The organism is Niveispirillum fermenti, assembly GCF_052474395.1.
Genome location: NZ_CP156678.1, coordinates 250,127 through 272,061 on the forward strand (window position 1 = coordinate 250,127; position 21,935 = coordinate 272,061).

A 21,935-nucleotide genomic window follows, 5' to 3' on the forward strand; every position below is an offset into this window, starting at 1 on the left:
CATCCTCCAGAAACAGAACGGGCAGAAACAGAACGGGCGGCCTGGATGACGCCGCCCGTTAACGCCGATTGTCCGTCCCGTCCGGGTCCGGCCCTATCCCCGCAACCCCTTCGCAACCTCTTCGGCGACCAGTTCCACCCAGCGGGTGATATTCTCCGGCGCCGTCGCCGCCCGCATCTCCGCGGCCCCCAGGGTCAGGGCCTTGCGATACCAGCGGGCTCGCACGGCATAGGGTTCGCCCGTCAGCCAGTGCAGGGCCCGCTGTGCCGACGGCGACAGGGCAGGGGGTTCGGCGCCTTCCGGGGCCAGCCGCACCGGGCCGGACGCCGCGGGGTGCAGTTTCTCCAGCCAGGCGCGGAACGCCGCCGAAGGGTTGCGACAGGGTTCCTTCTGCCGCATGGCCCATTCGGCCCAGCTGAAGATGGCTGTCTGCATGTCCACATCGGGATATTGCGCCACCAGTTCCTCGATCACGGACAGGGAGACGCGCTGGATCAGCCCCAGCGTGCCGGCGGGCCCCCGCTCCCGGTCGGTGCGGCCATCCTCCAGATCAGGCGTATCCTGGTCGCGCGTGCCGCCGGCGGTGGGCCGGCCGACGGGCGCCTTGGCGAACTCCGTCATGCGGGCCGTGGCCACCAGATCGCTGTTGGATTTCTTCTTCACGTCGAACAGCAGCCGTTCGACCTTGCGCCCGCGCCCGTTGGACCGGATCTCCTGATAGGCGATCAGCAGGCCCGACAATTCATTGATCTCGCTGACGGCCGGGTCCAGCACCCGGCGCTGGAAATGGGCATAGTTGGGCATCTTGTCGGCACAGCCCAGACTGTCGCGCAGATCGTTCAGCGCCACTTCCCAGCGCGGCTCCCGCAGGTTGACACGCAGGCTCAGCAACTCGTACAGCGCCAGGGAATATTTGGAGGAGAATTGCGCGCAGATGGCCAGATGGATGCGCGCCCAGGCTCCCGGCTTGGCCAGCAGCGGCCGCAGCTTCGGCGGAAACTCCCACTCGGCATAGCCGGCACCACGCGGCAGCGCCCGGAAGGACAGCAGCGGCGAGCCGCCTTCCTTCAATTGCTGGTCCGCCTCGCTCCAGTACGGAAAGCGCACCAGCGTCTGCATCAGCCGGTCGAAGGACTGGCGCAGGCGCACATTGTTGCTTTCCGTATCATCGCCGATGGCCCGCCGCAGATCGGCGGTGGACGCGCGGAAGGGGGGCAGGGGGGCATCGGGATCGGCCAGCCTGTCCCAGCTATAGGCCAGCAAGACATTGAAAAGCTTACGATCGGCCAGGGTCAGACCGTTGCCGGTCTCCATCACCTCGATCTGGGTGCGGGGCTTGGGAAGGGTGGGGTCCGTGGACAGGTCCAGCACATTGCCGCTGATCCGCGGCCGGACAAAGTCCGCCTTCACCGCATTGGCCTGCGCTACCATCATCTCCCCCACCCGACACGCTTTAAGTGCCAAAAGAGCCTGTCCCATGTCACTGTGACACAGCATCACCCGATGGGGCACAGGATCAAGCGGGAATCACCCGCCCCGTACAAGAAGGCACAGAAAGGGGTGATCTGGCCGATTCTCGCCCGTGCATTCCGGCACAATGACAAGGCTTGAGGGTCACGGCAACCGTGAGATCGGGTACAGAATGCACGACTCCACATCCAGTGCAGGTCCGACGGGGGGAATCACCCCGATCGGACCCCCGGCACCCCGCCCGTGAGATCCGGCACACTCAGCCCCTCCCCACCCGTGCAATCCGGCACATGAAGCAAGCCGACGGGCGCCACCCCCTCATCCGGCCGCGTTGTGCCCGTGCAATCTGGCACAATAAGAAGATGACCGCCCATTAACCCATTGATAAAAATACAAACCCTTCGCTCCGCCCGTGACATCCGGCACAGCCAGCCGCATGCCCCGTGCAATCCGTCCCGCAAAGCCGTATTCCAGGGCACATGAACCCGGCCAATCCGGCACAGGGACTCGCAAGCCATGGCACAGAAACCCGTGTCCCCCGGCACAGAAAGGCACCTCAACCCCCTGCAATCACACCTGAAACCGCTCCCTGAACAAAGAATCCTGAAAAAGGGAATCCACAGAACAGGGGGTTTGAGGGTAGTTTGAGGCAACAGGGACAGAAAAATGAAAACAGGCCAGACACCCGACAGCCGATGAAAGGGCTGACGATGACATGGCAGGTCACAGGTCACAGTGGAACCGTCGCGGGGGCTCCCTCTCGGCGGGCACCGGGCGATCATGGAACAGGCTATTCGTCGGTTCATCATGAAAGGGCTGGCGGGCGGCGGTTTTTTGCGGTTTCTAGGGAAAACGGCTTTCAGGAATGAACCCGCCACCGATGGGGGCGAGGCCATGAAGAAGGGGGGATGGATGGACGCGGTGCAGGCCGCGGCGATGGCGACGGACGATGCGCTGATCGAGCTGTTGCTGTTCTCGCTGGAAGACCGGCCCTATGCGATCCGCATCGACCGGGTGGAGCGCGTGGTCGCCATGGCGGCCGTGGTGCCCATGCCGGGTGCGCCGCCGGTGGTCGCGGGCGTCATCAATCTGGGCGGCCGGTTCCTGCCGGTCCTGGATGTGCGCGCCCGCCTGGGCCTGGCGGTCCATGCCCCGCGGCTGACGGACGGGCTGGTCATCGTGCGCCTGCAGAGCCGGTCCGTCGCCCTGTGGGTCGACCATGTGGACGGCACCATCAGCCGTGCGCCCGATGACCTGGTTCCCGTGGAGAAGGTGGTTGCGGCCGGCGGCTATTTCGATGCCGTGACGGCGCTTCCCGACGGTCCCCTGTTCATCCATGACGTGGATCGTTTCCTGTCGCTGGCAGAAGAACAGGCACTGGATGCCGCCCTGGCCCGGGGTGTGGGCGAGCACGGGACGGGCGCATGATGCAAAGCCTGCTGAGCCATCAGCGCCTGGCGGATTTCAGCGCCTTCCTGGCCCACCGCATGGGGTTGCACTATCCGCCGGAGCGCTGGGGCGATCTTGAGCGTGCCGTCACGCAGATGGCGGCAGAGCTGGGTTTTGCCGATGCGGATGCCTGCATGCGGCATTTCCTGTCCGCCCAGGTGGAGCGGACGCAGATCGAGACGCTGGCCAGCTATCTCACCATCGGGGAGACCTATTTCTTCCGCGAGCCGGCCAGCTTCGATGCCCTGGCAACGCGCGTGCTGCCCGATCTGCTGGAACAGCGGCGCGCGGCGTCCCATCGCCATCTGCGGATATGGAGCGCCGCCTGCTCCACGGGGGAGGAGGCCTACAGCATGGCCATCCTGCTGCACCGGCTGATCCCTGACATCCAGCACTGGAACATCACGCTGCTGGCCACCGACATCAATCCGCGGTCGCTGCGCAAGGCGATCGACGGGCGGTATGGCGAATGGTCCTTCCGCGGTATCGATCCGGAAATCCGCCGCGCCTATTTCACCCTGCGCGACGGGCGCTGGGAAATCGCGCCCCAGATCCGGCGCATGGTGACCTTCGCCTATCACAACCTGGCGGAGGATCAGTATCCGGCGGTGCATAACAACACCAACGCCATGGACATCATTTTCTGCCGCAATGTGCTGATGTATTTCAGTGCGGAACGGGCGCGCCGCGTATCGGCGGCCCTGCAGCATTCGCTGGTGGAAGGGGGCTGGCTGGTCGCGGCGGCGGTGGAAGGGTCGTCGGAACTGTTCGCGCCGCTGGTCAATTCCGGCGCGCCGGGTGCCACCATCTACCGCAAGCAGCCGGCCTTCACCCTGCCCATGGTGTCCCCGCCGCCGCATCCCCCGACGCCCCTGGCATCATCCCCCCTGCTGCCGGAACCCCCGGATCCGGGTCTGCCGCCGCCGTCACATCAGGTGGCCGGCGAGCAGGGGCAGGCCCTGCTGGATGAGGCGACGCGGCTTTACCAGAAGGGGGAGAATGCGGGGGCCATCGCACTGCTGCTGGCCGATCCCGCGCTGGCCGATGATGCGCGGGCCCAGACGCTGCTGGCCCGGCTTTATGCCAACGAGGGGCAGCTCGATCTCGCGGCCGACTGGTGCCGGCGGGCCCTGCTGATCGACCGGCTGTCGGCGGAGCGGCATTACCTGCTGGCCATGATCCGGCAGGAATGCGGCGACGCGCGCGGCGCCACCGAATCGCTGAAGCGTGCCCTGTTCCTGGACCCCGATTTCATCCTGGCTCATGTCGCCCTGGCCGGGCTGGCCAAGGCGGAGGGCAAACCGTCGGAGGCGCGGCGCTGCTATCGCAATGCGCTGGCATTGCTGCGCGAATGCAATTCAGATGATACGTTGCCGGAAGGCGACGGGCTGACGGCGGGCCGCCTGGTGGAGATCATTCGCGTCGCCAGTGCGGAGGTGAGGGTATGAGCGGGGCCGGGGAGCAGGGCGCAGGCGGCACCCCCAAGGGGGAGGCGGGACAGGTGGCCATCGACTGGCAGGGCATGCATGCCCGCGTCGCGGCCGCCATGGCCGGGCTGGCACGCGGGTTCGAGCCGGGGGCCGCGGAGGTGGATCGCCGCCTGCGTGAGCGTGCGGCGCGGCTGGCACGCGGGGATGAGGCGGCAGGCGATGTCCAGGGTGACATGCGCCTGCTGGAATTCGCGCTGGGTGACCGGGTTCTGGCCGTGGACAGCCGCTGGGTGCGGGAGGTCTGCGCCGATCTGATGCCCGCGCCGGTGCCCAATGTGCCGGCCTGGGTCGCCGGCGTCATCTATCTGCGCGGCGAGGTGCTGACGGTCGTGGATTTCGACAGGCTGTCGGGTGCCGGCACCGCCGACCGGGACGAGGCGTCGCATATCATCGTGCTGCACCAGGGCAATCGCGCCCTGGGGCTGCTGGCGGGACCGATCCATGGGCTGAATGCCCTGTCGCGCGGCGATATGGGGAATGTGCCGGCCACGGTGCAGGGCACGCGGCGCTACTACCAGGGGGTTGCCCCCGGCGGGGCCCTGGTGCTGGACAGCGCGGGATTTTTCGAAGAAGACGGCCTACCCGGCCTTGGCGGCCGGGACAGGGGGGCGGAGGGTTGACATGAAGATGATGGTCGGAACCAAGATCTGGGGCTGCCTGTGCCTCGTCCTGTTCGTCCTGCTGGGCGTTGGGGCCGTTTCGCTCAAGACGATGAACGACCTGACGGATGCGTCCGTCTGGACCGTCCATTCCCATCGCGTCGAATCCCGGCTGGGCGACCTGCTGTCGGCCGTGCAGGATGTGGAGACGGGCCAGCGCGGCTATGTCATCACGGGTGAGGTGCGCTACCTGCAGCCCTACGAGGCGGCGCTGCGCAGCGTGGATGGCATCGTGGCCGACCTGCGCACCCTCTTGCGCGACAATCCCGACCAGTTGCGCAACATGGAGCGGCTGGAAAGGGCCATGCAGGCCAAGCTGGAGGAGGTGCGCCTGGCGCGCCAGGCGCGTCAGGCGGATGGTTTCGCCGCGGCCCAGGCCCTGATCCTCAGTGACCGCGGGCGCCAGGCGATGGATGATTTCCGCGCCGTCCTGGCCGAGATGCGCACGGTGGAGCAGCGGTTGCTGACGCTGCGCGAAACGGCCAAGGACCGCAATGTCGAACTGGCCAATACCGCCATCATCGGCGGCGCGCTGGCGGCTTCGGTCATCGTCCTGCTGTCCGGACTGTTCCTCAGCGCCAATATCGCGGCCCCGCTGCGTGACATCACCCAGACGGCCGAGCGTATCGGCAAGGGGGACCTGACCACGGACATCGCCACCAGCGGCCGTCAGGACGAGGTGGGCATCCTGTCCAACACCTTCCGCGACATGACGCGCAGCCTGCGCCAGCTCATGCAGGAATTGTCGGAAGGCGTGAATGTGCTGGGCACGGCCGGCAGCCAGATCGTCTCCACCACCGCCCAGGTGGCGGCTTCCGCGGCAGAGACGGCGACGGCCCTGGCCGAAACCTCCTCCACCATGGAGGAGGTGCGCAAGACCTCCCAGCTTTCCACGGAAAAGGCCCGCCATGTGGCCGACACCGCCCAGGCCACGGCGCAGATTTCCGCCACGGGCAAGCGCGCGGTGGAACAGTCGGTTGCCGGTATCACGGCCGTGCGAGAGCAGATCGGGTCGATCGCGGAGGCCGTGATCAAGCTGTCCGAACAGAGCCAGGCCATCGGCACCATCGTCGCATCGGTCAATGATCTGGCCGAACAATCCAACCTGCTGGCTGTGAACGCGGCCATCGAGGCGGCGCGCGCCGGGGAGCAGGGCAAGGGTTTCGTCGTCGTCGCGGCCGAGGTGAAAAGCCTGGCCGAACAGTCCAAGGAGGCGACGTCGCAGGTCCGTGCCATTCTGGGCGACATCCAGAAGGCCACCGCCACGGCCGTTCTGGCGGCCGAACAGGGTAGCAAGGCCGTGGATGCCGGCGTGCGCCAGGCGCAGGAGGCCGGGCAGGCCATCGAACGGCTGGCCCAGAACATCGCGGTCGCCACCCAGGCCAGCGTCCAGATCGTGGCGTCCAACCAGCAGCAACAGGTGGGCATCGATCAGGTGGCGCTGGCCATGGACAGCATCCGGCAGGCCAGCAGCCAGAACACCATCGCCACCAAGCAGGCGGAAACCGCGGCGCATAACCTGAATGCGCTGGGGCATAAGCTGAAATCGCTGGTCAGCCACTACAAGGCCTGATTCGCCTGCCGGAGCCGACGCGATGAACAGCCGGAACGAACAGCTTCTTCAGCGCCTGCTCGCCATGTTCATGGTGGAGGCGGAGGAGCATGTAGGCTCGCTGGCCGGCAGCCTGCGGGAACTGGAGGCCGGGGTCACCGAGCAGCGCGGCAAGGAGCTGGTCGAGAAGACCTTCCGCGAGGTCCACACGCTGAAGGGGGCGGCCCGCACCGTCAACCTGACCCATCTGGTCGCCCTTTGCCACGCGCTGGAAACGCTTCTGGCGCTGGTCAAGCGGGGGGAGGTGAAGCTGGGCCCCGCCGTCGTGGAGGTCTTCGCCCAGGGCTTCACGGCCCTGCGCCAGATGGTTCCGAACGAGGCGAATGGACAGAATCCGCCCCCGGTGGCGGATCTGGACGCCCTGATCGCCCGGCTGGAAGGGGTCAGCCGGGGTCAGCCGCTGCCATCTCCGCCGCCGGCCCCGGCGGCTCCGGCGGCCCCGGTGGCGGTCCCGGCCGCCGCCGCGGGCGCCATGGCACAGGCGGCTGTGGAAACCGGACCAGCGGCGGCAGTGGAGGAACAACAGCCGGGCCCCTTGCGTCCGGCCACCCGCCAGACCCTGCGCGTGGCCATCGACAGGCTGGATTATCTGCTGCATCAGGCGGAAGAACTGATCGCGGCCAAGCTGTCGGGAAGCGAGCGGCTGGCGGAGATACGGTCGATCGGGCTGGGGCTGCTGGAACGGACCCGGCTGCGCCAGCGGCTGGACCTGCCATCGCAGAGCCAGCACGACACGCAGACCCTGGCCTGGATCGGCAATCGCCTGTCGCACCTGGCGCGGGAGGCGGACCACGATGTCCGCACCCTGGCCAAGAGCGTCGACAACCTGCTGTCGGGGACCAAGCAGGTGCTGATGCTCCCGGCGGCCCGGCTGCTGGAGCCGGTGGCCCAGGATATCCGCGAATTGTCGCGCGCCCAGGGCAAGGATGTGCTGCTGAACCTGTCGGGCCAGGAACTGGAACTGGACCGGCGGGTGCAGGAGGAACTCCGCGAGGCACTGCTGCATCTGGCCCGCAACGCCGTCGATCACGGGATCGAGACGCCGGCCCAGCGGCAGGCGGCGGGTAAGCCAGCCCGCGCCACGATCGACCTGACTGTCATCCAGCGCGATGGCGGCCGGGCGGAGATTGCCATCAGCGACGATGGCGGCGGCATGGACATGCGCAGCCTGCTGTCCGGCGCCCTGTCCCTGGGCCTGCTGGACGAGGAGGAGGCGACCCGGCTCACGCCCGAGCAGGTGATGTCCCTGGCCTTCCAGTCGGGCCTGTCGACCAGCAGCAGCGTGACCGACATTTCCGGCCGGGGCCTGGGTCTGGCCATCGTGCAGGAGGTGGTGGAACGGCTGGGCGGTTCGGTGACAGTGGAATCGCGGCTGGGGCAGGGGACGACGTTCCGCCTGCTGCTGCCCGTCACGCTGGCCGCCTTCCGTGTCGTCATGGCCGAGGTGGCGGGCCGTTGCTATGCCATGCCCACCAACCGGATCGAACGGGTGGGCCGCATCGCCAGCAAGGATGTGCAGCAGGTCGACGGGCGGGAGATGCTGCGGCTGGATGGGCGGCCCATCGGGCTGGTGCGCCTGTCGGACCTGCTGCACCTCTCCACGCCGCTGCTGCCGTCGGGTGATTACCGTCATTACCTTGTCATGTCGGCGGCCGGCCAGCGCCTGGCCGTGGAGGTGGACCAGATCCAGGGCGAGACGGAGATTTTGATGAAGCCGCTGGCCTGGCCGCTGTCGCGCGTGCCGGGGGTGGGCGGGGCCATCGTGCTGCCGTCCGGCCGGCTGGGCTTCGTGCTGAACGTGCATGACCTGCTGCGCACGGCGCTGAACCCGGAATTCCAGGTGCGGGCGGCGCGGCCCGTCATGGCCAGCCTGGCGCCGGCGCGCAAGTCCATCCTGATCGCGGAGGACAGCATCACGGCCCGGACCCTGTTCAAGCATGTGCTGGAGGCCGCCGGCTTCCGTGTGCGCACCTGCGTGGACGGGATGGAGGCCTGGACGGTGCTGGGCGGGGAAATTTTCGATCTCGTCGTGTCCGACGTGGAAATGCCCAGGATGGGCGGGTTCGAACTGACCGAACGGATTCGTCAGGATGCGCGTCTGGCCGATATCCCGGTCATCCTGATTACATCGTTGGAGTCTCGAGAGGATAGGGAGCGTGGGGTTGATGTTGGCGCCAGTGCTTATATCGTTAAGAAGAGTTTCGACCAGAGCGACCTGTTGGAGATCATCGGTCGCCTGATCTGAGGGGCAGTGTTTTGATCAGGGTATTAGTCGCCGAGGATTCACCCACGATCAGGGCCTTTCTGGCCGCGATCCTGGAAAGCGAATCCGATATCAAGGTGGTTTCCGCCGTAGCCGATGGGCTGGCCGCCGTGGAGCAGGTCCAGCGCCTGAAGCCGGATGTGGTGACCATGGATATCCACATGCCCGGTCTGGACGGCTTTGCCGCCACGCGGGAGATCATGGAGACGTCGCCCGTCCCCATCGTCATCGTCAGCGGGGCCGTCCAGGACGAGATGGTGGCCACCTTCAAGGCTGTGGAGGCGGGGGCGCTGGCCTTCGTGCGCCGGCCGGCCGGGCTGGGGCATGATGATCATGAGGCGGAGGCCGATGCCCTGGTGACGGCCGTGCGCCTGATGTCGGAGGTGAAGGTGGTGCGGCGCTGGAAGCGTCCGCCCACGGCCCGCCGGCCGGGCCTGCCCTCGCTGCCGGGCACCGTCATCCAGACCGAACGGCCCCGCGTCGTGGCCATCGGCGCCTCGACGGGAGGGCCGCTTGCCCTGCAGACCATCTTGTCGATGCTGCCGGCCGATTTCCCGCTGCCCATCCTGGTCGTGCAGCATATCGCCCATGGTTTCGTCCATGGTTTCGCCAACTGGCTGGGCGGCGGCAGTGCGCTGCCCGTGCATGTGGCCACCGACGCGGTGGAACCGCTGCCCGGCAACGTCTATGTGGCGCCCGACGACCGGCATATGGGCCTGGACGCCCATGGCCGCATCTGGCTGGAGAAGGGACCGCCGGAGGCGGGCCTGCGCCCCGCCGTGTCGCATCTGTTCCGCGCCGTGGCCGCCCATCATGGCGGGCGGGCGGTGGCGGTCCTGCTGTCCGGCATGGGGGCCGACGGCGCCGACGAGATGTGCCAGTTGCGGGCGCTGGGCGCTGCGACCATCGCCCAGGATGCCGCCAGTTCCGTCGTGCATGGCATGCCCGGCGTTGCCATCGAACGTGGCGGCGCCCGCTTCATCCTGCCCCCCCAGGAAATCGCCGCGAAGCTGGTTTCCCTCGTGTGACGCCAGGGGTCATGTCCCATGACCCCTGCAGGCCAGCGACCGCTGGCCCGCGGGCCCGTGCCCGCGCCAAGCCCAAGCCGCCGGATGGCGGTGCCCGGCGCGTGAGGGAGAAGGAAAGAGAGTTTCTATGCCGCTTCGGCCAGACCGTTGCGCAGCCGTTCCCACACAAGGGGCGCTTCCTGCGCCAGCCGGCGGCACAGGCCGTTCAGCCCCTTGCCGTCATTCTCGCGGATGGCCTGCTCGATGGCGCGGCCCAGGCTGACAAGGCTGCGGCAGCCGAAGCCGCCCGACGTGCTGATCATGTCATGCACATCCCGGCTCACCTGCGCCAGGTCGCCGCCCTGCAGGGCGGTATCGATGCGGGCCAGGCGGCTGCGGGAATTGACCAGGAACCGTTCCAGCAGCCCGGCAAAGGCCTCCTCCCCCATCATCTGGCGCAGTTGCCGGGCCGGGGTCAGGTCCAGTTCGTCGGCCGGTGCGGCGGGGATGGGCGGTGCGGCGGCCGTGCCGGCATCGGCCCGGCGGGGGCGGCCGATCCAGGACCGGACCTTGGCCAGGAATTCCTGATGATCGACGGGCTTGGAGATGTAATCATCCATGCCGGCGGCGCGATAGGTCGCTTCCACGCCCGTCATGGCATTGGCGGTCATGGCGATGATGGGGATGGTGCCCGCGGGTGCGCCCATGGCCCGGATGCGCCGCGTCGCCTCCAGCCCGTCCACGACGGGCATCTGCACGTCCATCAGGATCAGGTCGTAATCTGCGGCCTCCACAGCTTCCACGGCCTCGCCGCCATGGTTGGCCAGCGCCACATCGTATCCCGCCGCGGCCAGCATGTGCAGCGCCACCTGCTGATTGACGTAATTATCCTCTGCCAACAGGATACGCCCGCTGGTGGCCGTAACCGGTCCGGCTGGTGAGATGGATTTGGCGGCTGGCGGGCTGATGCCGGTGATCTGGGCCAGCCCGGCCGTGGCACCGCACAGCACGGCCGCCAGATTGTGGCGCAGGACGGGCTTGTCCAGCGTGCCGTCGATGTCGGGCGGGGCGGGCACGGCGCCCGTCAGGGGCCGCAGCATGATCAGCCTTGCATGGGGCAGGGCGGCGCGCAGGTGGCTGACGACATTCAGGGCCGGGTCGGCCACCAGCACCATGTCCAGCAGCACCATGTCGGCCCGCAGCCGTCCGGCGGCCAGTTCGGCCAGCGCGTCGGCCGGCTCCTCCGCCACGACTGACAGGCCCAGCCGGGCCAGATCGCGGGCCAGCGGCGCGCGGACCAGCCCTTCCGGCACCAACAGCAGGGCATGGCGGCCGGCCAGTTCCGGCACGGGTCCGGCCGGCAGACTTTCCGCCACGGCCGTCAGCTTGGCGGTGAACCAGAAGGTGCTGCCCAGGCCCATGGTGCTGTCCACGCCGATATGCCCGCCCAGCAGGCTCACCGTCTCCCGGCAGATGGCCAGGCCCAGGCCCGTGCCGCCGAACCGGCGGCTGACGGAACTGTCGGCCTGCACGAATTTCTCGAACAGCCGCGTCACGGCGTCGGGCGCGATGCCGATACCGCTGTCGATCACCTGCACATGCAGGGTCAGGCAGCGGGCCTCGTCCTCATGCGCGGCGACGGCTACGGTCACCCCGCCGCGGCTGGTGAACTTGATGGCATTGCCCACCAGGTTCAGCACCACCTGGCGCAGGCGCAGCGGGTCGCTGATCGCGTGGCGGCGGGCCGAGGCGTCCAGGTCCAGCACCAGTTCGATCCCATGCTCGGCGGCCTTGGGCGCCATCAGCAGCACGGTTTCCTCGAACAGTTCGGCCAGATCGAACGGGATCTGCTCCAGCGTGACCTGGTTGGCCTCCAGCTTGGAGATGTCCAGGATGTCGTTCAGCAGGCTCAGCAGCAGCTTGGCCGACGATCCGACCAGTTCGGCCGAGTGGCGTTGCTCGGCCGTCAGGTCGGTGGTCAGCAGCAGCGCGTTCATGCCGATGATGCCGTTCATCGGGGTGCGCAGTTCGTGGCTCATATTGGCCAGGAACTCCGACTTGGCGTGATTGGCGGCCTCTGCCTGGTCCTTGGCGCGGGTCAGTTCGACCTGGGTCTGGGTCAGGCGGGCGTTGGTCTCGGCCAGTTCGCGGTTGGACCGTTCCAGCGCTTCCACCAGCGAGGCCTTGGCCTCGGCCACCCGCATCTCTTCCCGCGCGCGCTCCAGTTCCAGTTCCTTGCGCCGGAACTCCATGGAGATGCGCAGATTCTCCTCGTGCAGCAGCTTGCGGCGCAACAGCGCGCGGATGCGGGCCTTGATGATCTCGATATCGTTGGCCTTGGTGACGTAATCGTCGGCCCCGGCCTCCAGCCCGCGCATCAGATCGGCCTTGCTGTCGCTGGCGGTCAGCATGACGATCTGGAACAGTTCCTCGCGCCGGCGGCGGATCGTGTCCAGCCGGGCGCACAGTTCCACCCCGTCGATCTCCGGCATGTGCAGATCGACGATGATACAGTCGAAGCTCTCGCGCTCGGCCCGGTCCAGCGCGTCCAGCCCGGATGACAGGGCGTCGACCTCGTGCCCTTCCTCCTCCAGCAGGATGCGCAGGAATTCCAGGAAGGTGGGGCTGTCATCGACGATCATCAGCCGGCAGCTTCGCAGCGCCTGGGCGGCGGCCTGGATGTCGTTGTGCCCGCCCCCATTGGTCCGCCGCAGCAGCGCGTTGATGCGCAGCAGCAGCACGTCGCGGTCGGCGGTCTTGGGCACATAGGCGTCGGCGCCGCTCTCGATGCCCTTGAACTCGGCTTCCTGCGTCACCTCGTCGGTCAGCATGACGACGGGCAGGGCGCGGGTGCGGGCGTTCAGGCGGACGCGGCGGATGAACTCGTCCCCGCTCATGCGGGGCAGGTGATAATCGACCAGCAGCAGATCGGGCAGGGCGCCGTTCAACTTTTCCAGCGCGGCTTCCGCCGTGGGGCAGACATCGGCGGTCCAGCCCTGTGCGGCCAGGATCAGCTCAAGCTGCAGCGCCTGGGTGGGAGAATCCTCCACGATCAGGAGATGCGGCATGTCCGTCTTCATCAAATCCTCTGCCCTGATTGCCGGCATCCCCGCGCCCGGCCGGGGCAACGGGGTCTGGCTCGCCCTGTTTTAAGGGCAACCGGCACAGGATTCTAACGCTATTTGCCCATGGGGGTCACGTGGTCGATGAGAGGGAGCCCGCCACATGCACGCGATCGCGGCCCGCGCGCTTGGCGAAATAGAGCGCGGCGTCGGCCGCCAGGTTCAGCGAGGCCACATCGCTGTCGGGCCGCAGCGGGGCGATCCCGGCGCTGAAGCTCACATGGAACAGCGCATCATCGGCCCCGCGGAACCCGATGGCCAGGAAGCCGCGGCGCAGCCCGTCCAGGATCAGTGCGGCTTCTTCCGCCGTCGTGTTGGGCAGGACCACGGCGAATTCCTCGCCGCCATAGCGGCCCACGATGTCGCTGCGCCGCAGCCGCTGGCGCAGCAGCCGGGCGAGCGCGCGCAGCACCCGGTCGCCCGCCGCATGGCCATGCTCGTCATTGACGCGCTTGAACCGGTCGACATCGATCATGGCGAAGGACAGCGGCTTGCCCTCGCGCCGGGCGCGCGCCACCTCGGTCACCAGATGGTCCTGCACCATGGCATGGTTCAGGGTGCCCGTCAGGCTGTCGCGGGCCATCATGGCCTGCAACAGCCGGGCGCGGCGGATGCGGGCCCGCACCTGGGTGACCAGCAATGGCAGCGCCACGGGCTTCAGCAGCAGGTCTTCCGCCCCCACATCCAGGGCCAGCCGCTTGTCGCCCAGTTCGGTTGCCGCTGTCAGGAACAGGATGGGCAGCGACGCCATGCCCTCCTGCTGGCGCAGCACGGCGGCCAGCTCCAGGCCCGTGCAGCCCGGCATGCGCTGGTCCAGCACCAGCAGGTCGGGCAGGAAGCCGCGGATGGCCTCCACGGCGCCGGCCGCATCGGACAGGGTGCGCACCTCCATCCCGGCGGCCCCCATGGCGGTGGCATATTCGGCGCTGACAATCTCGTCATCATCAATGATCAGCACGCGGTAGGGCCGGGCCAGATCGCGCCCGATCACCTGGTCCAGCCGCTCGGCCAGCATGGCCGGGTCCACGGGCTTGGCCAGATAGCCCAGGCCGCCGGCCCGCACGGCCCCCAGCCGCGCCTGGAAATCATCGCGGCTCGACAGGAAGATGGTGGGCGGCAGCGTGCCTTCGGCCCCCATGGCGGCCACGGTCTGGCAGCCGGCATCGGGATTGTCGCCGCAGATGATGTCCACCAGCAGCGCAGCCGGCCGGTCCTGCCGCACGGCGGCCCGGAACCGGTCGGGATCGTCGAAGCTGACCAGCGTATAGCCATAGGGCTGAAGCTGCACGACCATCTCGCCCGCCTGGACCGGATCGTCTTCCAGCAGGTAGACCAGCGTCTCGTCGGACAGGTCCGGCACCACCAGATCCGGGTCGGGCAGAGGCGGCAGGCTGGCGGCCTGCTCGCCCAGGCGCAGCACCAGGGCCAGCGCGGTTTCCAGGGCCGGCGCCCCGCCGTGCGCGCCGTCGTCCTGCGCACGGGCCACATGTTCCAGTTGCCGGGCGGCCGCAGCCAGTTCCAGCAGCTTGAACGTGCTGGCCGAACCGATCAGCGCGTGGGCACGGGCGGCCAGTTCCGCCGGCCGGGTGGCGGCATTGGCAAGTGCCGCCAGACGGTCCGGGAGGGTGACGATATATTGTTCGCGGATTTCCCGGTGCCGTGTGACGATGTCGGCCGGGGTAGGCGTCTCAGCCATAGGGGTGTCCAAATGTTCTCTTTTGGATATTGTGCTTACCCTATGTGATCGGGTTGAGCCGTGTCGAGCCACGGGATATGAACATTCGGCTATGCCCGCAAAGGGAGAAAGCATGTCCGTGCTGGAAACCGTGCTGTATGTCGATGATGACCCGGATCTGCGGGCCATGGCCGAACTGGCCCTGTCCGGGGTCGGCGGGATGCGGGTCGTGCTGTGCGATGACGGGGCGTCGGCACCGGCCCTGGCGCATGAACATGGGGTGCAGCTCGTGCTGCTGGATGTGCTGATGCCCGGTATGGATGGGCCGGCCACGCTGAAGGCGCTGCGGGCGTATCCGGTCACGGTGGAAACGCCTGTCATCTTCGTAACAGCATGTGACCAGCCGGAGGAACGTTCGTCGCTGCTGGCGCTGGGGGCGGCGGGCGTCATGACCAAGCCGCTGGACCTGATGGGCATGGCGGCGGAGGTGCGGTCGCTGTGGGCCGCCTTTACGTCCCGAACTGGATGAAGGGGACCTGGGCGAACAGCCGGCGTTCGGCGCCGCGTGGATCGTCGGTCAGCCGGCATTCATCGTCCAGCAGCAGGGTCTGCCGCCGGTCCAGCCCATAGGGCTCCCAGCGTGGAAGCCCCGGATGGTTGGGGTCGCCATGGCGGGCCAGGGCGATGAAGGCATCGGCCAGCCGGTCGGCCAGGGCCTGGGCGCGGGCGGAGACGCCCGTCAGGCTTTCGGGCTGGGCGATGTTGTCAAAGGCCAGCGGGATGTCCAGCATGTGCGGTGCGCCCCATTTCCCGCCATCCAGGGGGGAGGCCCAATCCAGTTGATAGGCCCAGGTGGGCGCGGCCCCGGCCGGCTGGCGGGCCCGTGCCTCCAGTTCCTCCACGGCGCCCCGCCAGGACCGGCCGGCCGTCGTCGCGGCGAAGAACAGGTCCGAGGCGCTGTAGTGCGGATAGAGGCGGCGATATTCGGCGATCACCATCTCCGGCGGGATGTCCACGCGCAGGGCGGGGAACAGCTTTGCCGGCAGGCTCTGCCAGTCCAGCGTGAAGGTCGCGGGGTCGCCCCGGCCGATCAGGTTGCGCGTCTCGTCGCGGGTGTTGCCGATGATCATGGGGATATCGGCCGACAGGGCGGGGGCGTCGGGGAAGAACGGATGACGGGGCAGGGCGCGCCCGTCCAGCACGGGTCCCATATAGACGCCGCCGGTGCCGGCCACCGGGTCGGTGGCCTTCATGCCGGCCAGAAGGTCGGCCACGGGCAGGCGGCGGGCCGCCTCGGCCCCGGCCCGGTCGGGGGTCAGGCCGATCCTGTGCAGCAGGGCCGTGGCCCGGGCCGTGGCGTTGCGGGGCCCGCCGGCCGTCACCTGCTGGCCGCTCATGGTCGCGGCCTTGTGGAACAGGCCGCGGGCTGCCGGCATGGCCATCAGCGTGGCGATCTTGGCGCCGCCGCCCGACTGGCCGAACAGCATGACATTGCCGGGGTCGCCACCGAACGCCGCGATATTGTCGCGTACCCATTCCAGGGCCAGCACCAGGTCCAGTTGGCCGGCATTGCCGCTGTCGGCGAAGGCCGGGTCGTCCATCCCCGCCAGCCGGGCCAGATACAGATAGCCGAACAGGTTCAGCCGGTGGTTCATGGTGATGACGACGACATCACCCCGGCGGGCCAGGCGCGTGCCGTCGTAAAGCGGGTTGCCGCCCGACCCGTGGGCATAGGCGCCGCCATGGATATAGACCATCACGGGCCGCCGCGCCCCGTCCCCCAGGCCGGGGGTCCAGACGTTCAGGAACAGGCAATCCTCAGACTGGCCGGGTTCCTGTCCCGTCTGGGGGCTGGCCGCGCCCGGGGCCGCGGCCTCGGCGATCCCGTCCCAGGGCACGGGCGGCAGCGGGGCCATGAAGCGGCGCGGGGCCGTATCGGCACCATAGCGGATACCCTTGAAGACATGCACACCGTCCAGGGTGCGCCCGCGCACACGTCCCGCCCTGGTCCGCACGATGGGACGCGCTTGCGTTGCTGCCAGGGTTCCCGGGGGCGTCCCCGCGCCCGCCAGCACCAGGCCGGCCGGTCCGGCCAGCAGCAGCGACCGCCGCGTCATTCTCATCATCCTGCACCCCCCGGCCCGGTTCCCTTCACGTCGCGAGGATAGATGATACCGGTGTCAATGCGAAGATGTTTCACATGTCGGGCCCTGGCGCCGGCTTGCACTTCGGACCCGATGGCGCGTTCCTGTCCATCTGACGGACATCCAATGATTGGACAACGTTGTCAGATAGGATTGCGTATGATACATGCGAAGGGCGAAACGGGGCGGCGCCATGGCATCCTGGCACCAGGGAAAGCGGACCCCGGCCATAGGGAGTGATCCTTGACCGATTACCAGCATGCCGAAGCCCCGCACGGGTCCGTGCGGCCCGCCACAATCTTCGACGTGGCCCGCCTGGCGGGTGTGTCGACCAAGACCGTTTCGCGGGTGCTGAACAACGAGGCGCGGGTGGCGGAGGATACGCTGGCCCGCGTGCGTGCCGCCGTGGCCGATCTGGATTACCGGCCCAATCCCAATGCCCGCAGCCTGGCGGGCCGCCGTTCCTATCTGATCGGTCTGTTCTATGACAATCCGTCCAGCAACTACATGGCCGATATCAAGGCCGGTGCCATCCGCCGCTGCCAGGAACGCGGTTACCACCTGCTGACCGAACCGTGCGAGGCGACGGACCCCGGCCTGCCCCGGCTGATGGTGGGGGTGGCCACCCGCTTCCGCCTGGACGGGCTGATCCTGACCCCGCCGCTGGTCGACCGTGCCGATGTGCTGGACGCGGTGGCCCTGGCGGGCGTGCCGCTGATCCGCATCGCGCCGCGCATCGATCCCGGCCGCACCCAGCATGTCCACATGGATGACGAGGCGGCGGCCCGGCTGGCGGCCGATCATCTGGTGGCGCTGGGCCATCGCCGGCTGGGCATGATCCTGGGCCATCCCGACCATGGCGCGGCCGAACTGCGCCAGCGGGGGTTTCTGGCCGCCTGTGCCGCCCATGGCATCACGCCGGCGCCGGCCCATATCATGCAGGGTGATTTCAGCTTTCCCGGCGGCTTTGCGGCGGCGGAAACGCTGCTGGCGCTGCCGGACCGCCCCACGGCGATCTTCGCCTGCAACGACGACATGGCGGCCGCCACCGTGGCGGCCGCCAACAAGCACGGGCTGCAGGTGCCGCGCGACCTGTCCGTCGTGGGGTTCGACGACAGCCCCATCGCCCGCGTCATCTGGCCGCCGCTGACCACGATCCGCCAGCCGACCATGGAAATGGCCGCCGCCGCCGTCGATCTGCTGATCGGGGAGGGGGAGGCGGGCCCCCGGCAACTGGCCTTCGAACTGATCCGCCGCCAGTCCACGGCCCCCGTCATGGCCCTGCGCCAGGGCCGCGCAGCGGCCCCCTGAAAAAGTGTCCCGCGCAGCGGCTCCCTGAAAAGTGTCCCGCGCAGCGGCCCCTGGCCATCACGGGCCGCAGGGCGCCCCCCCTGTTTGCGGGCATCGGCTGGCGATGGGGTTCCGGCGCGGTTCAGCTTTCCCGCACGGCGCGGCGGCCCAGGAAGGCCTGGATGCGGCCGTGCCGGGCGGCGTCCAGCCTGTATCCGGCGATGGCCAGCATGGACAGGCCCAGCCCCAGGGCCGGCGCCAGTCCCGCCAGCAGGCGGAAGCCTTCCAGCGTCTCGGCCGCCTGGGCGCCGCCGGGCCGGTAGCCGACCCCGTCCAGCACGATACCCCCCACGAAGGCCGAGCCGCCCAGCGACAATTTCAGGATCAGCGAGGACAGGCCGTAGATTTTGGCCTCATCGCGGCGGCGGTGGCGCCAATGGGCGTAATCCACCGCGTCGGGCAGCATGGACCACATGGCCACGGCATGGGCCGCATGGCCGAAGGAGATCAGGGTCAGGCAGGCCAGCGTGGACCACAGCGCGCCGGGTGGCACCAGCGCCAGGAAAAGGCTGCCGGCGATGGTCATGACGCTGCCAGCCTGCCAGGCGGCCGCCTTGGACCAGCGCCGCGCCGTCCAGACCCAGACCGGTACGGCCGCCACGCCGGCGGCGGAAAACCAGGTCAGGGCCGATGCCGTCAGGTCGGCATCGCCGCCCAGGTCATATTTCAGCATGAAGGGCATGTTGCGCATCAGGATGCCCAGCGACAGGTGCAGTGCCACGGTGGCCAGCATCAGCCGCAGCAGCGGCCCGTTGCGCCCCACCATGCGCAGGAACCCGCCCAGATCGGCGCCCAGATCCATGCGTCCGGGCGCCTCCGACCGCACCGGGGGTGGCAATTCGCGCACGCTCAGCCCGCAGGCCAGGTGTGCCAGCACGGCCAGCGCGCCGATGCAGGCGGCGGCGGGGCTGTAATCGCCGAACCAGCGGGCCAGCAGCGGCAGCAGCGCGGACACCGAGGTGGCACCGGCGAAGGCCAGCAGCATGCGCCACCCTGTCAGGCTGGCCCTTTCGTCGCTGTCGCGCGTCATGGCCGCCGTCAGCGACGAATAGGGGATGCCCACCACGGCATAGCAGGTGCGCAGCAGCATGTGCGACAGGGTGGCGAACACCATCATCCCGACCGATCCGGGGTCCAGGAAGCCGGGCGGCGTGAAGCACAGCCAGAAGGACAGGGCCAGCGGCACGGTGCCGAACAGGATGAAGGGTCGGTACCGTCCCAGGCGGGTGCGCGTGCGGTCGGAAATGATGCCCATCAGCGGGTCCATGCCCGCATCCCAGACCGATGCGATCAGGAAGCACAGCCCCGCATCCACGGCCGACAGGCCCAGCACATCCATCTGGAAGAACAGGATGAACAGCAGGATCGACTGCCAGTAGAGATTGAGGCCGAAATCCCCGACCCCGTAGCCGAGCTTGGCCTTGAGCCCCAATGTCCGCATCACCGCCCGCTCATGTCCCCCCCGGATGCCCGGTCATCGCCGGGCTTGGGCGCGACGTTACGCCGGCCTGCGACCAAGGTCGAGCCCCATCATCGGTCCCGGCCGCCCTGCACGCTTCAATTCAGGGGGCATGTATGTTACGCAACCGGGGTGGGAAAACATCCGGTCGATGGGGGACAGGGTCTGTGCGTCTCAGCCTCAGCCTGAAGATATTGCTCGCCAACCTGTCGATCCTGGCCCTGCTGCTGGTCGCGGCCGTCATCATGGTGCTGGGCACCGGCCGCCAGCAGCGCCAGGTCGATGTCGCGGCACTGGCGGCGGAACGCGCGGCGGTGGATGCCATGGCGCTGGTATCGGTCATCAAGGATGTCCGCTCCGGCGTGATGCGGGTGCAGCTCTGGCTGACCGACATCTCGGCCACGCGCGGGCTGGACGGGCTGGATACCGGGCTGGAGGAGGCGGAGCGCGCTCAGGCCGACCTGCTGCGCGACACGGCCGCCGCCCGCCGTCAGGCTGCCGCCATGGGGCTTACGGAGGTTGAGGCGTCGCTGTCCCGCATCGAGGGCTTTTATGGCAATTTCTACGCCAAGGGCAAGGCCATGGCGCAGGCCTATGTCAATAGCGGGCCGGAGGTGGGCAACATGCTGATGGGCGCCTTCGTGGGCGAGACTGACGGCATGACGGCCGAACTGGACGCCGTGGTGGAGGATGTGCGCAAGGTGGCCGATAAGGCCGCCGCCGGCATGCGCCGCGAACTGGACGAAGCGGCGGGCATCGCGGCCCGGCTGGCCTGGCTGGTGGTGGTGCTGGCCGGCATCGGGGTGGCCATCGCCGGGCTGGTGCTGCTGGCCCTGCGCCAGAATGTCGTGCGCCCGCTGGTGCGGTTGACCGATGCGCTGACCCGCATCGGGCGCGGCGACCTGGATGTGCCGGTGCCGCCGATGCAGGGCCGCCGTGACGAGCTGGCCGACATGGCCCATGCCGTGGCCAGCCTGCGGGAGCGGTCGGAGGAGAATGCCCGCCTGCGCGATGCGCAGCGCAATGGCGAGGCCGCGGCCGAGCGGGAGCGCCGCGGCGCCCTGCGCAACATGGCCGAGACGGTGGAGGCGGAAAGCCGCGCCAGCGTCGACGGCATCGCGGTGGAGACGCGGGCCATGGATGGCGCGGCATCGGCCATGGCCGAGAGCGCGGCACAGGTGCGCGACAGCGCCGCCAACGTGGCCACGGCCGCCATGCACGCTCTGGCCAATGCCCAGGCCGTGGCCGGTGCCACGGAGGAACTGACGGCCTCCATCAACGAGATCAGCGCCCAGGTGGCCCACGCCACCAGCCTGTCGGGCCAGGCGGTGGAGCGCAGCAACCACACGCGCGCCACCATCGACAGCCTGTCGGAGGTGGTGGAGCAGATCGGCGGCGTGGCCGGCCTGATCCGGGAGATCGCGGAGCAGACCAACCTGCTGGCGCTCAACGCCACGATCGAGGCGGCCCGTGCCGGCGATGCCGGCAAGGGCTTCGCCGTCGTGGCGTCGGAGGTGAAGAACCTCGCCACCCAGACCACCCGCTCCACGGAGGAGATATCGGCCCGGATCATCCAGATCCAGAACGTCACGGCCACCGCCGTCGCCGCCGTGGAGGAGATCGGCCGGGCCATCAGCGCCATGGATGACGTATCTGCCAGCATCGCGGGCGCCATGGAGGAACAGGCCGCCGCCACGCGGGAAATCTCCCGCAATGTGACGGAAACGGCGGAAGCCGCGCAGGAGGTGGCCACCCGCATCGAAACCGTGTCGCAGGAGGCGGGCAGCACGGGGCAGAAGGCGGTGGCCATGCGCGAAGTGGCCACCCGCATCGTGGGATCGGTCAGCGAACTGCGCCAGACCCTGGTCCGCGTGGTGCGCACGGCCACGGCCGATGTGGACCGCCGCCAGGATGAACGCCACGCCGTGGACGAGCCGGTGACGGTGGAAACCGCCGCCGGCCCCCGCCAGGGCCGGTTGCGCAACATCTCTGCCGGCGGCGCGCTGGTGGAGGGGGCGGGCCTGACCGTGGGAGAGCAGGGCCGCCTGGTCCTGGCCGGGTTGCCCGGCCCCATCGCCTTCCGCGTGGCAACTGCCACGGATGGCGCTGCCACAGACGGCCCCGCGGCGGCGGCGAAGCATGGCGGGGAGAATGGCCTAGCCTTCCTGCTGGACGAGGGCCAGCAGCAGGCCCTGGCGGCCAGCCTTGCGGCCCGCTTCGCACGGGCGGCCTGAC

At 68.7% G+C, this 21,935-nt stretch carries 14 protein-coding genes; 9 read left to right on the plus strand and 5 right to left on the minus strand.

Annotated elements, in window-relative coordinates; genetic code table 11:
• Positions 1 to 93 precede the first annotated feature (93 nt).
• Positions 94 to 1,434 carry a replication initiation protein gene (locus tag ABC728_RS01035; protein ID WP_416618753.1) on the minus strand — a complete coding sequence of 447 codons (1,341 nt, stop codon included), beginning with the start codon at positions 1,432 to 1,434 and terminating at the stop codon, positions 94 to 96.
• Positions 1,435 to 2,364: 930 nt separating this feature from the next.
• Here ABC728_RS01035 and ABC728_RS01040 point away from each other — a divergent pair.
• From ABC728_RS01040 to cheB, 6 genes are read left to right on the plus strand one after another with little or no spacing between them, the layout of a single operon-like run.
• The gene (locus tag ABC728_RS01040; protein WP_416618751.1) at positions 2,365 to 2,898 is read left to right on the plus strand and encodes a chemotaxis protein CheW; all 534 of its coding nucleotides are present in this window, start codon (positions 2,365 to 2,367) and stop codon (positions 2,896 to 2,898) included.
• Positions 2,895 to 4,367 carry a CheR family methyltransferase gene (locus ABC728_RS01045; protein ID WP_416618750.1) on the plus strand — a complete coding sequence of 491 codons (1,473 nt, stop codon included), beginning with the start codon at positions 2,895 to 2,897 and terminating at the stop codon, positions 4,365 to 4,367. The genes ABC728_RS01040 and ABC728_RS01045 overlap by 4 nt, the downstream gene beginning before the upstream one ends.
• Positions 4,364 to 5,029 carry a chemotaxis protein CheW gene (locus tag ABC728_RS01050; RefSeq protein WP_416618749.1) on the plus strand — a complete coding sequence of 222 codons (666 nt, stop codon included), beginning with the start codon at positions 4,364 to 4,366 and terminating at the stop codon, positions 5,027 to 5,029. The genes ABC728_RS01045 and ABC728_RS01050 overlap by 4 nt, the downstream gene beginning before the upstream one ends.
• A 1-nt stretch (position 5,030) precedes the next feature.
• A complete protein-coding gene (locus ABC728_RS01055) occupies positions 5,031 to 6,641 on the plus strand; it encodes a methyl-accepting chemotaxis protein (RefSeq protein ID WP_416618748.1) in 1,611 nt (536 codons plus the stop codon).
• Between the two features lie 22 nt (positions 6,642 to 6,663).
• Positions 6,664 to 8,925: a hybrid sensor histidine kinase/response regulator gene (locus tag ABC728_RS01060; protein ID WP_416618746.1), complete on the plus strand. Its 2,262-nt coding sequence runs from the start codon at positions 6,664 to 6,666 to the stop codon at positions 8,923 to 8,925.
• 11 nt (positions 8,926 to 8,936) lie between these two features.
• Complete coding sequence (gene cheB, locus ABC728_RS01065; RefSeq protein ID WP_416618744.1) at positions 8,937 to 9,971, plus strand: chemotaxis-specific protein-glutamate methyltransferase CheB; 1,035 nt, start codon at positions 8,937 to 8,939, stop codon at positions 9,969 to 9,971.
• Between the two features lie 125 nt (positions 9,972 to 10,096).
• On the opposite strand, the gene ABC728_RS01070 is transcribed toward cheB, so the two are convergent.
• Both ABC728_RS01070 and ABC728_RS01075 read right to left on the minus strand, forming a co-directional pair.
• Positions 10,097 to 13,018, minus strand: coding sequence for a response regulator (locus ABC728_RS01070; protein WP_416618743.1), 2,922 nt, complete (start codon positions 13,016 to 13,018; stop codon positions 10,097 to 10,099).
• A 127-nt stretch (positions 13,019 to 13,145) separates the two neighbouring features.
• A complete protein-coding gene (locus ABC728_RS01075; RefSeq protein WP_416618741.1) occupies positions 13,146 to 14,768 on the minus strand; it encodes a diguanylate cyclase in 1,623 nt (540 codons plus the stop codon).
• A gap of 112 nt (positions 14,769 to 14,880) precedes the next feature.
• Here ABC728_RS01075 and ABC728_RS01080 point away from each other — a divergent pair, with 112 nt between their 5' ends.
• The gene (locus ABC728_RS01080) at positions 14,881 to 15,276 is read left to right on the plus strand and encodes a response regulator (protein WP_416618740.1); all 396 of its coding nucleotides are present in this window, start codon (positions 14,881 to 14,883) and stop codon (positions 15,274 to 15,276) included.
• Here ABC728_RS01080 and ABC728_RS01085 read toward each other — a convergent pair.
• On the minus strand, positions 15,257 to 16,864 hold the full coding sequence (locus tag ABC728_RS01085; RefSeq protein WP_416618738.1) for a carboxylesterase/lipase family protein: 1,608 nt from the start codon (positions 16,862 to 16,864) through the stop codon (positions 15,257 to 15,259). The genes ABC728_RS01080 and ABC728_RS01085 overlap by 20 nt on opposite strands.
• A 270-nt stretch (positions 16,865 to 17,134) precedes the next feature.
• On the opposite strand from ABC728_RS01085, the gene ABC728_RS01090 reads away from it, so the two are divergent.
• A complete protein-coding gene (locus ABC728_RS01090) occupies positions 17,135 to 18,202 on the plus strand; it encodes a LacI family DNA-binding transcriptional regulator (RefSeq protein ID WP_416618737.1) in 1,068 nt (355 codons plus the stop codon).
• Between the two features lie 121 nt (positions 18,203 to 18,323).
• On the opposite strand, the gene ABC728_RS01095 is transcribed toward ABC728_RS01090, so the two are convergent.
• Positions 18,324 to 19,682 (minus strand): MFS transporter, encoded by a 1,359-nt coding sequence (locus tag ABC728_RS01095; RefSeq protein ID WP_416618736.1) that lies wholly within the window; start codon positions 19,680 to 19,682, stop codon positions 18,324 to 18,326.
• A 185-nt stretch (positions 19,683 to 19,867) separates the two neighbouring features.
• Here ABC728_RS01095 and ABC728_RS01100 point away from each other — a divergent pair, with 185 nt between their 5' ends.
• On the plus strand, positions 19,868 to 21,934 hold the full coding sequence (locus ABC728_RS01100) for a methyl-accepting chemotaxis protein (protein WP_416618734.1): 2,067 nt from the start codon (positions 19,868 to 19,870) through the stop codon (positions 21,932 to 21,934).
• The last annotated feature ends 1 nt before the right edge of the window (position 21,935 follow it).